17 protein-coding genes are annotated in these 16110 nt (G+C 63.2%); 6 read left to right on the plus strand and 11 right to left on the minus strand.

Translation table 11 applies throughout. The annotated features are described in order from the left end of the window. Positions 1-41 precede the first annotated feature (41 nt). From E0D86_RS06670 to E0D86_RS06680, 3 genes are all read right to left on the minus strand, one after another. Complete coding sequence (locus E0D86_RS06670) at positions 42-1037, minus strand: LLM class flavin-dependent oxidoreductase (RefSeq protein ID WP_131649215.1); 996 nt, start codon at positions 1035-1037, stop codon at positions 42-44. Between the two features lie 28 nt (positions 1038-1065). Continuing rightward, positions 1066-1476: a hypothetical protein gene (locus tag E0D86_RS06675; RefSeq protein WP_131649216.1), complete on the minus strand. Its 411-nt coding sequence runs from the start codon at positions 1474-1476 to the stop codon at positions 1066-1068. A 286-nt stretch (positions 1477-1762) separates the two neighbouring features. Beyond that, positions 1763-2188, minus strand: coding sequence for a hypothetical protein (locus E0D86_RS06680; protein ID WP_131649217.1), 426 nt, complete (start codon positions 2186-2188; stop codon positions 1763-1765). Positions 2189-2323: 135 nt separating this feature from the next. Between E0D86_RS06680 and E0D86_RS06685 the strand changes: the two genes are divergently transcribed. The 3 genes from E0D86_RS06685 (at position 2324) to E0D86_RS06695 (ending at position 5533) form a co-directional block, all read left to right on the plus strand. Then, positions 2324-3382: an aminopeptidase gene (locus E0D86_RS06685; protein WP_256681181.1), complete on the plus strand. Its 1059-nt coding sequence runs from the start codon at positions 2324-2326 to the stop codon at positions 3380-3382. A 241-nt stretch (positions 3383-3623) separates the two neighbouring features. Then, on the plus strand, positions 3624-4799 hold the full coding sequence (locus E0D86_RS06690) for a hypothetical protein (protein ID WP_131649219.1): 1176 nt from the start codon (positions 3624-3626) through the stop codon (positions 4797-4799). An 11-nt stretch (positions 4800-4810) separates the two neighbouring features. Continuing rightward, positions 4811-5533 carry a ferritin-like domain-containing protein gene (locus E0D86_RS06695; RefSeq protein WP_131649220.1) on the plus strand — a complete coding sequence of 241 codons (723 nt, stop codon included), beginning with the start codon at positions 4811-4813 and terminating at the stop codon, positions 5531-5533. Positions 5534-5607: 74 nt separating this feature from the next. On the opposite strand, the gene E0D86_RS06700 is transcribed toward E0D86_RS06695, so the two are convergent. From E0D86_RS06700 to oscA, 5 genes are all read right to left on the minus strand, one after another. Next, complete coding sequence (locus tag E0D86_RS06700; RefSeq protein ID WP_131649221.1) at positions 5608-6591, minus strand: sulfate/molybdate ABC transporter ATP-binding protein; 984 nt, start codon at positions 6589-6591, stop codon at positions 5608-5610. A gap of 2 nt (positions 6592-6593) precedes the next feature. Continuing rightward, on the minus strand, positions 6594-7463 hold the full coding sequence (gene cysW / locus E0D86_RS06705; protein ID WP_131650003.1) for a sulfate ABC transporter permease subunit CysW: 870 nt from the start codon (positions 7461-7463) through the stop codon (positions 6594-6596). 1 nt (position 7464) lies between these two features. Then, complete coding sequence (gene cysT / locus E0D86_RS06710; protein ID WP_131649222.1) at positions 7465-8283, minus strand: sulfate ABC transporter permease subunit CysT; 819 nt, start codon at positions 8281-8283, stop codon at positions 7465-7467. 153 nt (positions 8284-8436) lie between these two features. Next, on the minus strand, positions 8437-9435 hold the full coding sequence (locus E0D86_RS06715; RefSeq protein ID WP_131649223.1) for a sulfate ABC transporter substrate-binding protein: 999 nt from the start codon (positions 9433-9435) through the stop codon (positions 8437-8439). A 194-nt stretch (positions 9436-9629) separates the two neighbouring features. After that, entirely contained in the window at positions 9630-9809 is a 180-nt protein-coding gene (oscA, locus tag E0D86_RS06720; RefSeq protein WP_131649224.1) for a sulfur starvation response protein OscA, read from the minus strand. A 257-nt stretch (positions 9810-10066) separates the two neighbouring features. On the opposite strand from oscA, the gene E0D86_RS06725 reads away from it, so the two are divergent. Further along, positions 10067-10648: an alpha/beta hydrolase gene (locus E0D86_RS06725; protein ID WP_131649225.1), complete on the plus strand. Its 582-nt coding sequence runs from the start codon at positions 10067-10069 to the stop codon at positions 10646-10648. A gap of 127 nt (positions 10649-10775) precedes the next feature. Continuing rightward, positions 10776-12716, plus strand: a complete 1941-nt coding sequence (locus E0D86_RS06730; RefSeq protein WP_177493030.1) for an alkaline phosphatase family protein — start codon at positions 10776-10778, stop codon at positions 12714-12716. Positions 12717-12862: 146 nt separating this feature from the next. Here the strand turns inward: E0D86_RS06730 and E0D86_RS06735 are convergent, their stop codons facing one another. From E0D86_RS06735 to E0D86_RS06745, 3 genes are all read right to left on the minus strand, one after another. Further along, positions 12863-13507, minus strand: coding sequence for an HAD family hydrolase (locus E0D86_RS06735; protein ID WP_131650005.1), 645 nt, complete (start codon positions 13505-13507; stop codon positions 12863-12865). 93 nt (positions 13508-13600) lie between these two features. After that, positions 13601-14137, minus strand: coding sequence for a gamma carbonic anhydrase family protein (locus tag E0D86_RS06740; protein ID WP_131649226.1), 537 nt, complete (start codon positions 14135-14137; stop codon positions 13601-13603). Positions 14138-14188: 51 nt separating this feature from the next. Beyond that, positions 14189-15019: a helix-turn-helix domain-containing protein gene (locus tag E0D86_RS06745; RefSeq protein ID WP_131649227.1), complete on the minus strand. Its 831-nt coding sequence runs from the start codon at positions 15017-15019 to the stop codon at positions 14189-14191. Between the two features lie 84 nt (positions 15020-15103). Between E0D86_RS06745 and E0D86_RS06750 the strand changes: the two genes are divergently transcribed. Continuing rightward, entirely contained in the window at positions 15104-16102 is a 999-nt protein-coding gene (locus E0D86_RS06750) for a bile acid:sodium symporter family protein (protein ID WP_131649228.1), read from the plus strand. Positions 16103-16110: the final 8 nt, after the last annotated feature.

The following is a 16110-nucleotide window of genomic DNA, read 5'->3' on the forward strand; positions in this document are numbered from 1 at the left end:
GGGCGGCGCTCCGCTTCAGCCCACCAGGCTCACTTCAGTCCTCACCGCAACCCGGCAAGAATCTCGAACGCGCGGTGGCGGTCGGCGGTTTCATAGAAATCGCAGGTGAAGATCAGTTCGTCGGCCCCGGTCTGCTCCAGCAGAATCTCCAGCCGCGCGCGGATCTTTTCCGGGCCGCCGATCAGTGCCATGCCGAGGAAATTGCCCACCGCGTCCTGCTCGTGTGGCAGCCATTTGCCCTGCATGCTCTGCACCGGCGGCACCAGTACCAAGCTCTGGCCACGGATCAGCGCCAGGATGCGTTGGTAGGCGGTGGTCGCCAGGTACTCGGCCTGCTCGTCGGTGTCGGCGGCCATCAGCGGCACGCCAAGCATCACGTAGGGTTTGTCGAGCACCTCGGACGGCTGGAAATTCTCGCGGTACAGGCGAATCGCTTCATGGGCGTAACGCGGCGCGAAATGCGAGGCGAAGGCGTAGGGCAGGCCTTTGGCGGCGGCCAGCTGCGCACTGAACAGGCTGGAGCCGAGCAGCCAGATCGGCACGTTACTGCCGACTCCGGGCATGGCGATCACGCGCTGGTTGCGTTGACGCGGGCCGAGCAGTAGCTCCAGCTCCTCGACATCGGCGGGAAAGTCGTCGGCGCTGCCCATGCGGTCGCGGCGCAGGGCGTGGGCGGTGAACTGGTCGGCACCGGGCGCACGGCCCAGACCGAGATCGATTCGCCCGGGGTAAAGCGCTTCCAGCGTGCCGAACTGCTCGGCGATCACCAGCGGCGCGTGGTTGGGCAGCATCACCCCGCCGGCGCCCAGGCGAATCCGCGAGGTGCCGGCCGCCAGATAGCCGATCAGCACGGACGTGGCGGCGCTGGCGATGCCGTCCATGTTGTGATGTTCGGCCACCCAGAAGCGCTCGAAGCCGAGCTTTTCGACGTGCTGGGCCAGCGCCAGTGAATTGCGCAAGGCGAGACCGGCGTCGCCGTCATCGCGGATCGGCGCCAGGTCGAGGGTGGAAAAACGGGTGTGTTCGATACGGGACATATCTCTTCTCTCTGCTGGCGGGGCGGGCTCAGTAACAGTGCTCCGCTTCGGCGCGGGCCAGTACGTTGTGCTGTTCGTCGCGTAGCCAGCCCTGCGGCGTGAAGCCCAGCGAGCGTGCCTGAAACAGGTAGCGCCGCCCGGCCTGGAAATCGTCATAGCGGATGACCATGGTACAGCGCAGGTATTGGGTTTCGCCGAAAATGCCCATCCCGCCGCTACTGATTTCGAATTCATAACGCGCTTCGAGTTCATGTGCGCCGGGGCTGACCTGGAAATAGCGGCCGTCGGGCGTGCGTCTGTCGTCCAGCTGGTCGGACATGAAGATGTCGCTCGGTTGTGCGCGCAGGTCGACCCAGGCCATGTTCGGATCGGGTGGCGGCAGAGGGCTGGCGCAGCCGGAAAGGCCGGCGAGCACGAACAGGACAAGGGGCAGACGCATGGCAGTTCCTCCCAGCGGTCCGCCGTCAGCCCATTGCTGTGGCGGTCCCTGTCGAGCCTGAGCCAGATCTGGCTGTGTGACAACTACTGCGCTCGGCCATGCTGCGTTAAAAACAGGCTCGTGCGCGAGTCCGATCAAAATGCTCATTTACAGCTCGTAAACTCACGTGCGAGCCCAGTCCGCTGTTTCGCCTGTTTTGGTGGGGACGCCTAGTCGTTGCCTGACCTTCACTCGCTACGTTCTCACGGCCTGAGCGGCAGAGCTTTCAACGGCCAGCAGAGCGAGCTCAGCGGATGGCGACACCGCCGCAACCGCGTTCCGTGGCCTTGGCCAGCAGCTGATCATGCTGGTCGTACAGCCGCGCCCAGGGGCGGAAGCCGTAGCCACCGGCGACCAGGCGATAGCGGGCGCCGGCATCGAAACCGTCGTATTCCAGGGTCAGGCGACAATCACGCTCCAGTGCTTCGCTGTCGCCGCCGACATCGGCCGGCCCCACCTCGAAGAGGTAGCGCATGCCCAACTGATGACTGCCGGGCGTCACCTGAAAGTAGCGGTGATCGTCCAGCGGCCTCGAGTCCACCGCAACGGCCTTGAGTTCGGTTTCGTCACGCGGGGCCAGCTCGATCCAGGCCTGGTTCGGGTCCGGCTGGGGCATCCATAGGGCGCAACCGCCAAGTGTGGACAGCGCGAGAGCAAGGATCAGGATTCGCATGACGAGTCTCCACCGCTGATGGCGCGGTCTGGCTGCGAAGGCTTGGCTGCCTTCGATAGTTGGGCGGGCTTCGATGTCGTTGTAGGCTCAGCGCACCGACCGAGTAGGTCTTCAAATGTGAGCAGGCGTTTGTTCATTTCGAAGCTGAAAACCGCCCTTGTCGACAGCCGAAGCAGGCGCTGGGTTCCGCTGCTGCTGGCCGTTGGTCTGAATGGCTGCAGCACCTATTACGGCCAGCTGGCGGTCGGTCAGCTGGATCTGCTGCGCCAGCGCGAGCCCATCGCCGCCATCATCGACGACCCCCAGCGCGACCCACAGCTGCGTCAGCGACTAAGCCTGGTGCTGCAGGCCAGAGCCTTCGCCAGCAGCGCGCTGGCCTTGCCGGACAACGGTAGTTACCGGCGCTATACGGACATCAAGCGGCCCTACGTGGTGTGGAATCTGTTCGCCACCGAGGAGTTTTCCGTCGCGCCGCTGTCTCACTGTTTTCCGATCGCCGGTTGCGTCGCCTACCGCGGCTACTACCAGCCGGGGCGGGCACGGGGCGCGGCGGCACTGCTCAAGGCAAAGGGCTACGACACGCTGGTGAGCGGCGTGCAGGCCTACTCGACGCTGGGCTGGTTCGACGACCCGCTGCTCAGTTCCATGCTGCGCTGGGACGATGAGCGTCTGGCCGGGCTGATCTTTCACGAACTGGCGCACCAGCGGCTCTACGTGGCTGGCGACACCGCGTTCAACGAATCCTTTGCATCGTTCGTCGAACGCGAGGGGTTGCGCCAGTGGCGTGCCAGTCGCGGTTTGCCGCCGTTCAGCGACGCGGCTCAAAGACGCTCCGCCGAATTCACCGAGCTGATGCTCGAAACCCGGGCGCGGTTGGCGACGCTGTATGCCAGCAATCTGGACGAATCGGCCATGCGAGCCGCGAAGCAGGCCGAGTTCACGCACCTGCGCCAGGCCTACCGCCAGTTGCGCGACGGCGCCTGGAAGGGTGATCGCCGTTTCGACCGTTGGATGGCCCAGCCGCTGAACAACGCCAGCCTGCTGCCGTTCGGTCTGTACGACGGCTGGGTGCCGGCATTTGCCGCGCTGTTCGAGCAGGTCGACGGTGATTGGGTGCGCTTTTATGCGCGGGTCGAAGCGCTGGGTCGACTGCCCGCCGACGAGCGGGCGCAGCGTCTGAAGGCGCTTCGCTAAAGCGCAGCGCCGCTTGACTCAAAGGCTCGTCCGAGCACGTGTCGGGGCGGGTTTGTCGTTGTTGGTTTCGCACTCGTTCGAAGCGTTTAACGACCGCCACTCGTCGTCTTCACGCATTTCGCGTCCGATCCTGCGGAATTGTTTTCCGCTTTCCTCCGTCCATTTTTTAGGACGTCGGCACCAGCTGCCCGTGATTCAGCTCGTACGTCTATCAAATACAAGCCGTAAAAACGGAGGCTTCATGGACAACCTATCCGGCATTCTTGATAACAAGGGCACGCCGCTCGAAAAGCAGAAATTCACCTGGAAGGAAATGGCGGGTAAGCCGATCAGCAAGCTCGACGACGATGCCTTTACTCGGGTGCGCATCATTCTGATGAACGGAATCGAGGTCGATGCGCTGCGTCTCAAGCATGGTATCGCGCGTATTACTGGCCAATTGCGCGGCCCGCTGGCTGAAATTCGGCGCGTCGAACAGCACCAGGCGACGATGATCAACTGGTTGATTTCCGCCGACCACTCACCGCTGGAAACAACCGTCGCCTACGAGCAGGTCGCCATCGAGGTGACTGCTGCCGTAGCCCAGGCCGAACCCGATCCCTATCAGGCTCAGACCTATCGCTTTGGCCTGCTGGAGGACTTCGACCATCTCTACCGCTACGCGGCGATGCTCGACCGCCTCGAAGGCAAGGATGCGAACAATATCCTGCAGGGCTATACGGACATCGTACCTGGCCGGCAAACCTCGGAGCACCATCGCCATCCGACCAACGACCTGCGCGACAGCTACGCCAAGGAAGAGGCGGCACTGATCACCAAGATCCATTGCGCGATGATCACTGCGGCGGAATTCCAGACTCATGATTACTACATGAACGTCGGGCCACTATTCGCCGATCCACTGGCGCGCCAGCTCTATGCCGAGATCGCCTCGGTGGAAGAACAGCATGTGACCCAGTACGGCTCGCTGGCCGACCCTCAGGAGTCGTTCATGGAGAAGTGGCTGGTGCACGAGGCGATGGAAGTCTATGCCTACGCCAGCTGTGCCGAGCAGGAAACCAACCCGCGGATCAAGGCGATCTGGGAGCGCTTCCTCGACTACGAGCTGGGCCACCTCAACATCGCCTGCGAGCACTTCAAGAACATCGAGCGCCGCGATCCGGCGGAAATCCTCGGAGGCCCGTTGCCGAAAATGATCGAGTTCAAGAGCCAGCGCGAGTTCGTCCGCCAGGTTCTCGCTGCTGAGGTCAACCTGCGCACCAGCGGCACCCAGTATGTGGACAAGAGCGAAGAGCCGGAGAACTCCCTCGATTACCGCGCCCAGGTCAACTCAGAAGGTATCGCGTCGAACATCGTGTCGGCCGGTTACCAATGGGCGCCGGGTGGTGAACTCATGCGCGGACGTAAGGCTTCTTGAGGAGAACGAACATGGCAACTGCTGCGAAATTAGGTACCAATTTCACCGGGGTGCAGATGTCCCCGAAGGACACCAAGAGCCTGCTCGAAGCGGTTGAGCAGATCAAACCCGACGTTCCGGGTGACTACAAAGGCATCATGCTCGAACGCGTCAAGCGCGCCGAAGAGGCTGACCGCATCGGTTCGGTTCCGGTGCCCGGTTCGGCCAAGGGCATGCTCAAGTCGACCTTCGACATGGCGCTGGGCAAGAGCCCGGAATTGCTGGTCGACAAGCTTGGCGAACGGCTGGCGTTCGAGCGCAGCGGGGTACGTCTGTACGACGCGATGATCGCCAAGGCGAAGGCTCTAGGCACAGCGGAATCCGACTTGATCCAAGTGTTGCAGCACATTCGTGACGAAGAGTTCGAGCACATGAACATGGTCGCCGAGGCGATCGAGACGCTGGGCGCTGACCCGACGGCGCAGACGCCTTGCGCCGATGTCGCGGCGGTGAAGTCCATGGGCGTAATGCAGGTGCTTACCGATCCGCGCACCAATATTGCGCAGGGTATGGGCGCACTGCTCACCATCGAGCTGGAGGACAACGCCGCCTGGGAGCTGCTCATCGAGCTGGCCGAAGCAGGCGGCCATCCGAACATCGCCAAAGGCTTTAAAAAGGCGAAGGACCAAGAGGATGACCATCTGGTGAAGATCAAGACCCTGATCCGTCGGGACCTGATAGGCCAGATCAAATAGACAGCGCGTGCGCTTGAAACTTGGCGCGCCTCTTGGGCGCGTCTTTTTTATGTGCGAATTCTTAATGCACGGAATCAGCGCGGCGGCGCCACGGCGATGGCTGGCTTGAAGAACAGCGTTGCGCCTCGGGCGAGGTCGTTCAGGCTAGCGTGATCATGGGCGACTTCCGCTTCGATGGGCTGCGGTTGCCCCACGACCCTGAGCGTGACGCGAGTGACGGCGCCTAGCGGCCGGATGTCGCGGACTTCTGCCGGTTGGTGGTCGTTGACCCTGTCCCGAGACAGATGAATCTCGTGCGGTCGGAAAAGCACCTGCCGCTCGCCGATCTGAAGCTGATTGGCATCGCCTAGAAAGTGATAGACGAAATCGCTGGCCGGTTGCCGGTACACCTCGGCCGGCGAGCCGATCTGTTCGACCACACCCTTGTTCATCACCACGATGCGGTCGGCCACTTCCATCGCCTCTTCCTGATCGTGGGTGACGAATACGCTGGTCAAGTGCACCTCCTCGTGCAGGCGTGCCAGCCAGCGGCGCAGCTCCTTGCGCACCTTGGCGTCCAATGCGCCGAAGGGTTCGTCGAGCAGCAACACCTTGGGTTCGACCGCCAGCGCACGGGCCAGGGCGATGCGTTGGCGCTGGCCACCGGAGAGCTGATCCGGATAGCGATCGGCGAGCCAGTCGAGCTGCACCAGGTCGAGCAATTCGTGGACCTTCTGCTTGATCCGGCTTTCGCTGGGGCGCTCGCGGCGCGGCTTCATGCGCAGGCCGAAGGCGACGTTGTCGAACACCGTCATGTGGCGGAACAGCGCGTAATGCTGAAATACGAAGCCGACGTTGCGATCGCGCACGTCACGCCCGGAAACGTCCTCGCCGTGAAAGACGATGCGGCCACTGTCGGGGGTTTCCAGCCCGGCGATGATCCGCAGCAGAGTGGTCTTGCCGCAGCCGGACGGGCCGAGCAGGGCGACCAGTTCGCCGCTGGCGATGTGCAGGTCGATCTCGTTCAGGGCCTTGAATTGGTGGAATTGCTTGCTGACATTGGTTACTTCGATGGACATGGCTATTCCTCGCCGGCGTTGGCTTTGAGGCGTTGAAGGCGGGACTCGCTCCACTGCTTGAGCAGCAGGATCAGCAGCGCCAGCAGCAACAACAGGCTGGCCACGCTGAAGGCGGCGACGTGGTTGTATTCGTTGTAGAGAATCTCGACATGCAGCGGCAGGGTGTTGGTGTAGCCGCGGATGTGCCCGGACACCACCGACACCGCACCGAACTCGCCCATCGCCCGCGCGGTGCAGAGCACCACGCCGTAGATCAGGCCCCAGCGGATGTTGGGCAGGGTCACGTACCGGAACATCTGCCAGCCGTTGGCGCCGAGCAGGCGCGCCGCTTCTTCCTCCTGCGTGCCCTGTTCCTGCATCAGCGGTATCAGCTCGCGGGCGACGAAGGGCACGGTGACGAATACCGTGGCCAGTACGATGCCGGGCAGGGCGAAAATGATCTGGATGTCGCGGTCGGCCAGCCATTCGCCGAAGAAGCCCTGGGCGCCGAACAGCAGCACGTAGATCAAACCGGCAATCACCGGCGAGACCGAGAAGGGCAGGTCGATCAGCGTCACCAGCAGGCTCTTGCCGGTGAATTGGTACTTGCTCACGCACCAGGCCGCGGCGACGCCGAACACCAGATTGAGCGGCACCGAAATGCCGACCGCGAGCAGGGTGAGTTTCAGCGCGGCGAGGGCGTCGGCTTCGAAGATCGCGCCAAAGAAGGTGCCCAGGCCGAGCTTCAGGGCTTCGCTCAGCACCACCAGCAGCGGCAACAGCAGAAACAGCGCGAAGGTCAGCCAGGCGGCGACGATCAGCAGGCGCCGCGCCAGCGGGTTGCCCTGGCGTGTTTTGGCGGCCAGCGGGGCGGACAGGGTAGTGGTAGTCATCTCAGCCATGGGCAATCCTCCGTTGCAGCAGATTGATCGCCAGCAGCAGAACGAAGGACACCAGCAGCATCAGCACGCCGATGGCCGTGGCGCCGTGGTAGTCGTACTGTTCGAGCTTGACCATGATCAGCAGCGGCAGGATTTCGGTCTTCATCGGCATGTTGCCGGCGATGAATATCACCGAGCCGTATTCGCCGACGCCACGGGCAAAGGCCAGGGAAAACCCCGTCAGCCAGGCCGGCAACAGCGCTGGCAACAGCACGTGACGGGCGATCTGCAGCGGCTTGGCACCGAGGCAGGCGGCAGCTTCCTCGACCTCACGCGGGATATCGGCGAGCACCGGCTGCAGGGTGCGGACCACGAAGGGCAGGGTAACGAAGGTCAGCGCCAGGGTGATGCCGATCGGCGTGTAGGCGATCTTGAAACCCAGCTCGGCTGCCAGCCGGCCAATCAGCCCGTTCGGTGCATAAAGCGCGGTCAGCGCGATGCCGGCCACGGCGGTGGGCAGCGCGAAGGGCAGGTCGATCATCGCCTCGATGATCTTGCGGCCGGGAAAGGTGTAACGCACCAGCACCCAGGCCAGCAGCGAGCCGATCACGCCGTTGAGTAGCGCGGCGATGAAGGCAGTGGTGAAGCTCAGCTTCAGCGCAGCCAGCACGCGCGGTGCGGTGATGATCGCCCAGAATTCAGCCCAGGTCAGCTGCGCCGCATGGACGAACATGGTACCCAGGGGTATCAGCACTAACAGGCTGAGGTACACCAGGGTGTAACCCAGCGTCAGCCCGAAGCCGGGTATGACGGGGGAGGTTTGACGGGACATGGATCGGCCTTGTCTATTCGAACAATGTTTCGGCTGAAGCGTCACGAGCGCAGCTCAGACAAGGCGAAGACCGGCGAGGGTCGCGGAGTTTACGGGCGGTAAATGAGCAGGCCCGAGCCGGTCTTCAACGAAGTATGAGCAAGCGCAGTAGCTTCATTCGGTCTGGTAGATCTGGTCGAAGATGCCGCCATCGTTGAAGAACTTCGGCTGCGCGCTCTTCCAGCCGCCGAAGTCGTCATCGATGGTCACCAGCTTCAGCGCGGGGAACTGCTCGGCGAACTCGGCAGCGACCGCCTGGTTGCGTGGGCGGTAGAAGTGCTTGGCGGCGATGCGCTGACCCTCGTCGCTGTAGAGGTAGTTCAGGTAGGCCTCGGCGACTTCACGGGTGCCCTTGCGCTCGACGTTTTTGTCCACCACCGCGACCGGCGGCTCGGCGAGGATCGACAGCGACGGCGCGATGATCTCGAGTTGGTCGCCGCCTTGTTCCTTGAGCGCCAGGAAGGCCTCGTTCTCCCAGGCCAGCAGCACATCGCCGATCCCGTTGTTGACGAAGGTGATGGTCGAGCCGCGCGCCCCGGTATCGAGCACCGGCACCTGCTTGTAGAGCTGCTCGACGTACGCCTGAGCCTTTTCCTCGCTGCCGTATTCCTGCTGGGCCCAGGCCCAGGCGGCGAGAAAATTCCAGCGCGCGCCGCCGGAGGTTTTCGGGTTGGGGGTGATCACCTCGACGCCGGGCTCGATCAGGTCGTCCCAATCCTGGATGCCTTTCGGGTTGCCCTTGCGCACCAGGAACACGATGGTCGAGGTATAGGGCGTACTGGCGTCCGGCAGGCGCGACTGCCAGTCGGCTGGGATGAGCTTGCCGATCCGGTGCAGCTCGTCGATATCGCCGGCCAGCGCGAGCGTCACCACGTCGGCGCGCAGGCCGTCGATGACCGCGCGGGCCTGTTTGCCCGAGCCGCCATGGGACTGCTGGACGCGTAACGGCTCATGGCCTTGCGCCTGCCAGTGCTTGTTGAAAGCGGCGTTGAAATCGACGTACAGCTCACGGGTCGGGTCGTAGGACACATTGAGTAGAGAATCGGCGGCAAGCGTCTGACCGGCGATGAGGGTGCTGGCCAGAACGGCCAGGATGGATTTTCCGATGGACATGAAGGCTCCTTGGCGCATCCCGGTGGATGCGTTGACGTAACGGGTATCGGTAATGAAGCGGGTGCGTCAGCTGCGCATTCGGCAACGACAGCGATACGTCGGGAGCGGGTGTTGGCTTGGCGTGTACATGGTCGGGCTTTCCTTTGTGTGCTCATGTCACGCCCTCCGGTGGTCCGGTCGGGGTGGGGTTGGGTTCAGGCCTGTTTGCTGGATGGCTGCAGGCGGATTTTTTCCTTGCGCTCGATCTGCACGACCTGGCCGTTGTGCAGGGTGATCTCCACCGAGCCGAACTTAAGGTCATGCAACGCGCTGCGGATCTCATGCAGGATGACTGCGTCGTCCTGGGCCTTTGGTGTACGAAGCGTGGTTGTCATTGTTTTGTCCTCTGCGGGTGTGACCACAGGTGGCGCTACAGCTCGAATCGGGTCTGGCGGATCATAAGGGGCTCTTGGATATTCTCTAAAATATTATTTGAGAACATTTATATGCATTTTAGAAATAACAAGATGAAGTCTCTACGATCTACGAATAAGCACATCCGGGAATAACAAAAGAATTTCTTATTCTTTATGGTTTTGCTTGGCGTTGGTTAGTCTGTTGCGCTATTGCAGACTCTTGGAGCGGTGCTCTCATGGCCAGCGAAACCATTCACTACGTCGTCGTGCCGGGTTGGCAGGGTTCGCCAGATGAACACTGGCAAAGCCATTGGCAACGCACGTTGCCCAATTCAAGACGCGTAGAGCAGGACGACTGGCTGCTGCCGCAACGCCAGGCGTGGGTCAGTGAACTCGATCGTAGCGTCGCGTCTGTATCGGGATCGGTGGTGCTGATCGCCCACAGCCTGGGCTGCGTGACCGTGGCGCACTGGGCGTTGCAGGCTTCGTCCGAATCGCTACGGCGGGTGCGTGGTGCGCTACTGGTCGCGCCGGCAGACGTCGAACGCCCTGGCTGCCCTGAGCCGTTGCGCAATTTCGCCCCGCTGCCGGTTGCGGCGCTGCCTTTTCCCAGCCTGCTGGTGGGGTCGGACAACGATGTGGCAGCCAGCCCCGAACGCGCCTGGGCGATGGGCAATGCCTGGGGCAGTGAAGTGGCGATTCTCAGCGGGGCCGGGCATGTCAACGTAGCGTCCGGGCATCGCCGTTGGGAACAGGGCTTCGCGTACCTCTATCGCCTGCAGCACCTTATCGAACAACGAGCGAAACGTCGGGCCTGAGGCGATTCGCTGGTGCAGTGCCGCGGGCGAGCGGGATTGGGCAGACAGATGAGTGACTCTGCAGGACGGGGCGAACCGGCCGTATTCGTTACACTCTGACTTTCATCGCCGCCCATCGAGCCGCTGCATGTCCAACTCGACATCCGACACCCTCTCATCCCTGCCGCCTGTGCTCGCTGGGCCGCTGTTGCGCAGGTTGCAGGCCGACCGCCTGGTGCTCTGGCTGGTTGCCAGCGAGCCGCTTTCGTTGCGCCTGACGCTGCACCCCGACGGCGAGCCGGCGCGCTCGCTGGCGCTGGTCGGCGAGGCCTGCCGTCGGCTACGTATCGGCACTTCGGCCTGGTTGCATCTGATCGACCTGCGCCTGGATGCGCCGTTACCGGTCGATCGGCTGGTCGAATACGACCTGGTGATCCTACGCGATGGGGTCGAACAGACGATTGCCGAATGGGCGCCGCATCTGCTTCACGACGGCGCCGACCGACCAGCCTTCGTCATCCGCTCGCGTTACGATGACTTGCTGCACGGTTCCTGCCGCAAGCCGCATCACGCTTCGGCGGACGGGCTGGTGAGGGTTGACGAGCTGATTGCCCAGGCGCGCCAGACACCCGAACGCTGGCCCGCCGCGCTACTGATGACCGGCGATCAGGTCTACATCGACGACGTCGCCGGGCCGACCCTGGTCGCCATTCATGCGCTGATCCGTCGGCTCGGGCTTTATGGCGAATGCCTGGAAGGCGCGACCGTAGCCGACAGCGATGAGCTGATGTCGCATCCGGCCACCTATTACCGACGCGAGCAGTTGCTGCCGGCGTTCAAGTCCAACGAGGCGTTACGTGAGCGCTTCTTTGGCGGAGTCGAGAAGCCGGTCTTTACCACCGCCAACGCGCATAACCACCTGGTGACGCTGGCCGAGGTGCTGGCGATGTACCTGCTGGTCTGGTCGCCCGTACCTTGGCGCCTGATCGAAGTACAGGCACCGCCGCTGGACGAGAAACTGGCCGAACGCTGGTCTCGCGAGGCGAGCTGCATGGAGGCTTTCCAGGCGGGCTTGCCAACGGTCGCGCGCGCATTGGCGCATCTGCCGTCGTTGATGATCTTCGATGATCACGACGTCACCGACGACTGGAACCTCAGCGCCCGCTGGGAACAGACCGCCTACGGCCATCCCTTTTCGCGACGCATCCTCGGCAATGCGCTGCTCGGCTACCTGCTGTGCCAAGCCTGGGGCAATGTTCCCGAGGATTACGCTGCGCCGCTGCAGGCCATCGAGGCGTTATTGGCAAGCGGTGAAGATGGGCGGCTCGATTGCGCGCTGCAGGATGAGATGGTGGATGAGGTGCTGCAACGGGGCGATTGGGGCTACGTTCTACCCAGCGAACCGGCGGTGGTGGTGCTCGACACTCGCACCCGGCGCTGGCGTAGCGAACTCCACCTGAGCCGGCCGTCGGGTCTGATGGACTGGGAGGCGCTCACCGACCTCCAGCAGCACCTACTCGATCAGCGCTCGGTGGTCATCGTCTCGCCGACACCGATGTTCGGCGTCAAGCTGATCGAGACCGTGCAGCGGGTGTTCAGCTGGGCGGGGCAGTCGCTGCTGGTCGATGCGGAAAACTGGATGGCCCATCGCGGCGCCGCGCAGACCATGCTCAACATTTTTCGCCATACCCGTACGCCGGGAAACTACGTGATCCTGTCCGGCGACGTACATTATTCCTTCGCCTACGAGGTACATATCCGCGGCCGTGTCGAGGGGCCGCGGCTGTGGCAGATCACCAGCAGCGGGGTGAAGAACGAGTTTCCCCGTCGCCTGCTGGATCTGTTCGACCGGCTCAACCGCTGGCTCTATTCGCCGCGCTCGCCGTTGAACTGGTTCACCAAGCGCCGCCGCGTGCGGGTCCAGCCGTGGCTGCCGAGCCGCAGCCGATCCGGTGAGCGTTTGTGGAACGGTGCCGGTATCGGGCGCATCAGCCTCGACGGCGAAGGCCGACCGCTGCGTGTCGAACAGATCAACGCCGATGGCTCGCCCCCGGTCACCTTCGGCCCCGAGCGCGACCAAGCCTCTTAGAGCCGGTTCACGATCTGCTGCGCGTCGGCCCTGCTGCGTTAAAAACAGGCTCGGATTACCCCAGTAAACTCGAGTGCGAGCCCAGTCCGCTACCTCGCCTGTTTTTGCCTTGCAGGTCTCTAGCTCACGAGATCGTGAGCAGGCTCTTAGCTGAACGCCGCGCGCAGCGCCGGTAGCGTGGCGTAGTAGTAGGCGGGCGACTCGGCCATCAGTTCGGCGTGGCTGCCGAAGCCGTAACCCACGGCGGCGGCCTGCAAACCGTTTTCACGCGCGCCGATCAGGTCGTGCTTACGGTCGCCGATCATCAGAGTCTGTGCGGCTTCCAGCCTTTCCTCGGCGATCAAGTGCGCGATCAGCTCGACCTTATTGGTGCGGGTTCCGTCCAGCTCGCTGCCATAGATCACCTTGAAGTGATGGTCGAAGGCGAAATGCCGGGCGATCTCGCGCGCGAACACCGAGGGCTTGGAGGTGGCGACATAGAGCGTACGGCCCTGGCCGCGCAGGTGCTCCAGCATTTCCAGCACGCCATCGAACAGAAGGTTTTCGTAGAGGCCGGTGACCTTGAAGCGCTCACGGTAATGCCCCACCGCTTCCCACGCGCGCGCCTCGTCGAAGCCGTAGAACTGCATGAACGCCTGCAGCAGCGGCGGGCCGATAAAGGGTTCGAGTTTGGTCAGGTCCGGCTCGTCGATGCCGAGCTTGGCCAGCGCATGTTGAATCGAACGGGTAATACCTTCGCGCGGGTCGGTGAGGGTGCCGTCGAGGTCGAAGAGGATGGTGGAGTGGTGCATGGGCGGCTCGTCAGTGGTGTTTTCGTTGACCAGAAATTCTAGCAAGCGGGCTGCTGATGTTTTCCGCTTAAAGCTTCCGGCTTCCAGCTGCTTTCAAACCCCCTCCGCCATATGCAGGTTCTTCAGCTTCACGTAGTTGCCAGCGGTATAGCTGAAGAAGCTGCGCTCCTTTTCGGTCAGCGGGCGGGCCTGTTTCACTGGACTGCCGACGTAAAGAAAGCCGCTTTCCAGCGTCTTGCCCGGCGGCACCAGGCTGCCGGCGCCGATGATGACTTCGTCTTCGACTATGGCGCCGTCCATGACGATCGAACCCATACCCACCAGGATGCGGCTGCCCAGGGTGCAGCCGTGCAGGGTGACCTTGTGGCCGACGGTGACCTCATCGCCGATGACCAGCGGGAAGCCGTCCGGGTTGAACGGGCCAGCGTGGGTGATATGCAGCACGCTGCCGTCCTGGATGCTGCTGCGCGCGCCGATGCGGATGCGGTGCATGTCGCCGCGGATCACCGTCAGCGGCCATACCGAGCTGTCCGCGCCGATCTCGATGTCGCCGATCAGCACGGCGCTGGGGTCGACGAAGACGCGCTCGCCGAGCTTGGGTGTGTGGTTCTGATAGGTGCGGATGGACATGGTTGGCTCCTTTGCGAGTGCGCTCAAGCTTCGGGCCTGGCGGGCCGGGTTTCAAGAAGGGACTTGAAGCCCGGACGGATTCTGCCGCCTGGCATCGCGGAAGAACTCGCCGGGCGTGGCGCCGAACTGCTCGCGAAACGCGGCGATGAAGGCCGATAGTGATTCGTAGCCGCAGCCCAGCGCCACATCGGTCACTCGCTCGCCACGCTCCAGCGCGGGCAGCGCGCTGAGCAGTCGCAAACGTTGTCGCCAGGCGCGAAAACTTAACCCGGTTTCGCGCAGGAACAGCCGGCTCAGGGTGCGTTCCGAGACGCCCAGCGCTTGGCTCCAGTCGGCCAGGGTTTCACGCGAGTCGGGGTGGTTCTGCAGTCGTTTGCACAGCTGGCGCAGGCGCGGTTCGACCGGCAGCGGCAGCACCAGTGCGATCTCCGGCGCGCAATCGAGCTGATCCAGCAACACCTGCACCAGACGGCCTGCCGGACCGTCCTCGGCATAGGTTTCGGGCAGTGTGCTGAAGTGTTGAATCAGCTCGCGCAGCAGCGGGCTGATCTGCAACACGCGGCAGCGCTCCGGGGCGTCGCCGGCCACGCTGCGGTCGATGTACAGGCTGCGGATGCAGGTATCCGCCGCGCAGAACACCTGATGGGTGATGCCCGCGGGTACCCATACCGCGCGCAGCGGCGGGGCGATGAAGCGGCCGCGGTCGGTACGCACCTCGAGCACCCCTTCTACCGCATGGGAAAGCTGCACCCAGGGGTGGCTGTGGCGATAGCCGAGTTTGAGGTTGGGTGGCGAATCGAGCTGGCCATAGACCGGCCGTGGCAATTTTCTGAGCTCACCGAGGCGGGTGATCAGCGCAGCCTCTTGTCCGATTGGCGACATTTAGTGCCTGCCTGGCGTTAGTCGGAAAATTCCGGTCACGATAAGGTCGTCGCCTGTTGTCTGCAAGCTACAAGGAATTAAGTCATGGCCCATCTGCGCCTGCTGTTCGATAACTTCACCCTCGCCCTGCTGGCGGTCATCGCCATCGCCACCTTCCTACCCTGCGAAGGCCAAGGCGCGGTGATCTTCGGCTGGGCCACGACGCTGGCCATCGCCCTGCTGTTCTTCATGCATGGCGCCAAGCTGTCGCGCGAAGCCATTCTGGCCGGTGCCGGCCACTGGCGCCTGCACCTGCTGGTGTTCGCCTGCACCTTCGTGATGTTTCCGCTGTTGGGCCTGGCGCTCAAGCCTCTACTGACGCCGCTGGTCGGCACCGAACTCTACCTTGGCATTCTTTATCTCTGCGCCCTGCCCGCCACCGTGCAGTCGGCCATCGCCTTCACTTCGCTGGCGCGCGGCAACATCCCGGCGGCGATCTGCAGCGCGGCGGCCTCCAGCCTGCTCGGCATCTTCCTCACGCCGATCCTGGTGATGTTGCTGCTGGGTGTTGAAGGCGAAGCCGGATCGACACTCGACTCCATCGGCAAGATCGTGCTGCAGCTGCTGGTGCCCTTCGTCGCCGGGCAGATCGCGCGGCGCTGGATCGGCGCTTGGGTGACGCGCAACAAGAACTGGTTGAAGGTCGTCGACCAGAGCTCGATCCTGCTGGTGGTATACACAGCTTTCAGCGACGCGGTAGTCGAGGGCCTTTGGCAACTGGTGCCGTTGTCACGCCTGGTTGCGCTGACGCTGGTCTGCTGCGTGCTGCTGGCCATCGTGCTCTGGGCCACGCATTTTCTCGGCAAGCGGCTGGGCTTCAATCTGGAAGACCGCATCACCATTCTCTTCGCTGCCTCGAAGAAGAGCATGGCCACCGGTGTACCCATGGCGCAGGTGCTGTTCGCCACCAGCGCGGTGGGGATGATCATCCTGCCGCTGATGATCTTCCATCAGATTCAGCTGATGGTCTGCGCGGTGCTGGCCCAGCGGTATGCGCAGCGGGAGGAGGAGCCGGAGCAGGTACCTGAGACCGCTGCGCCATAAGGGATAGG

The organism is Pseudomonas sp. IC_126 (genome assembly GCF_004331835.1).
Lineage (GTDB): Bacteria > Pseudomonadota > Gammaproteobacteria > Pseudomonadales > Pseudomonadaceae > Stutzerimonas.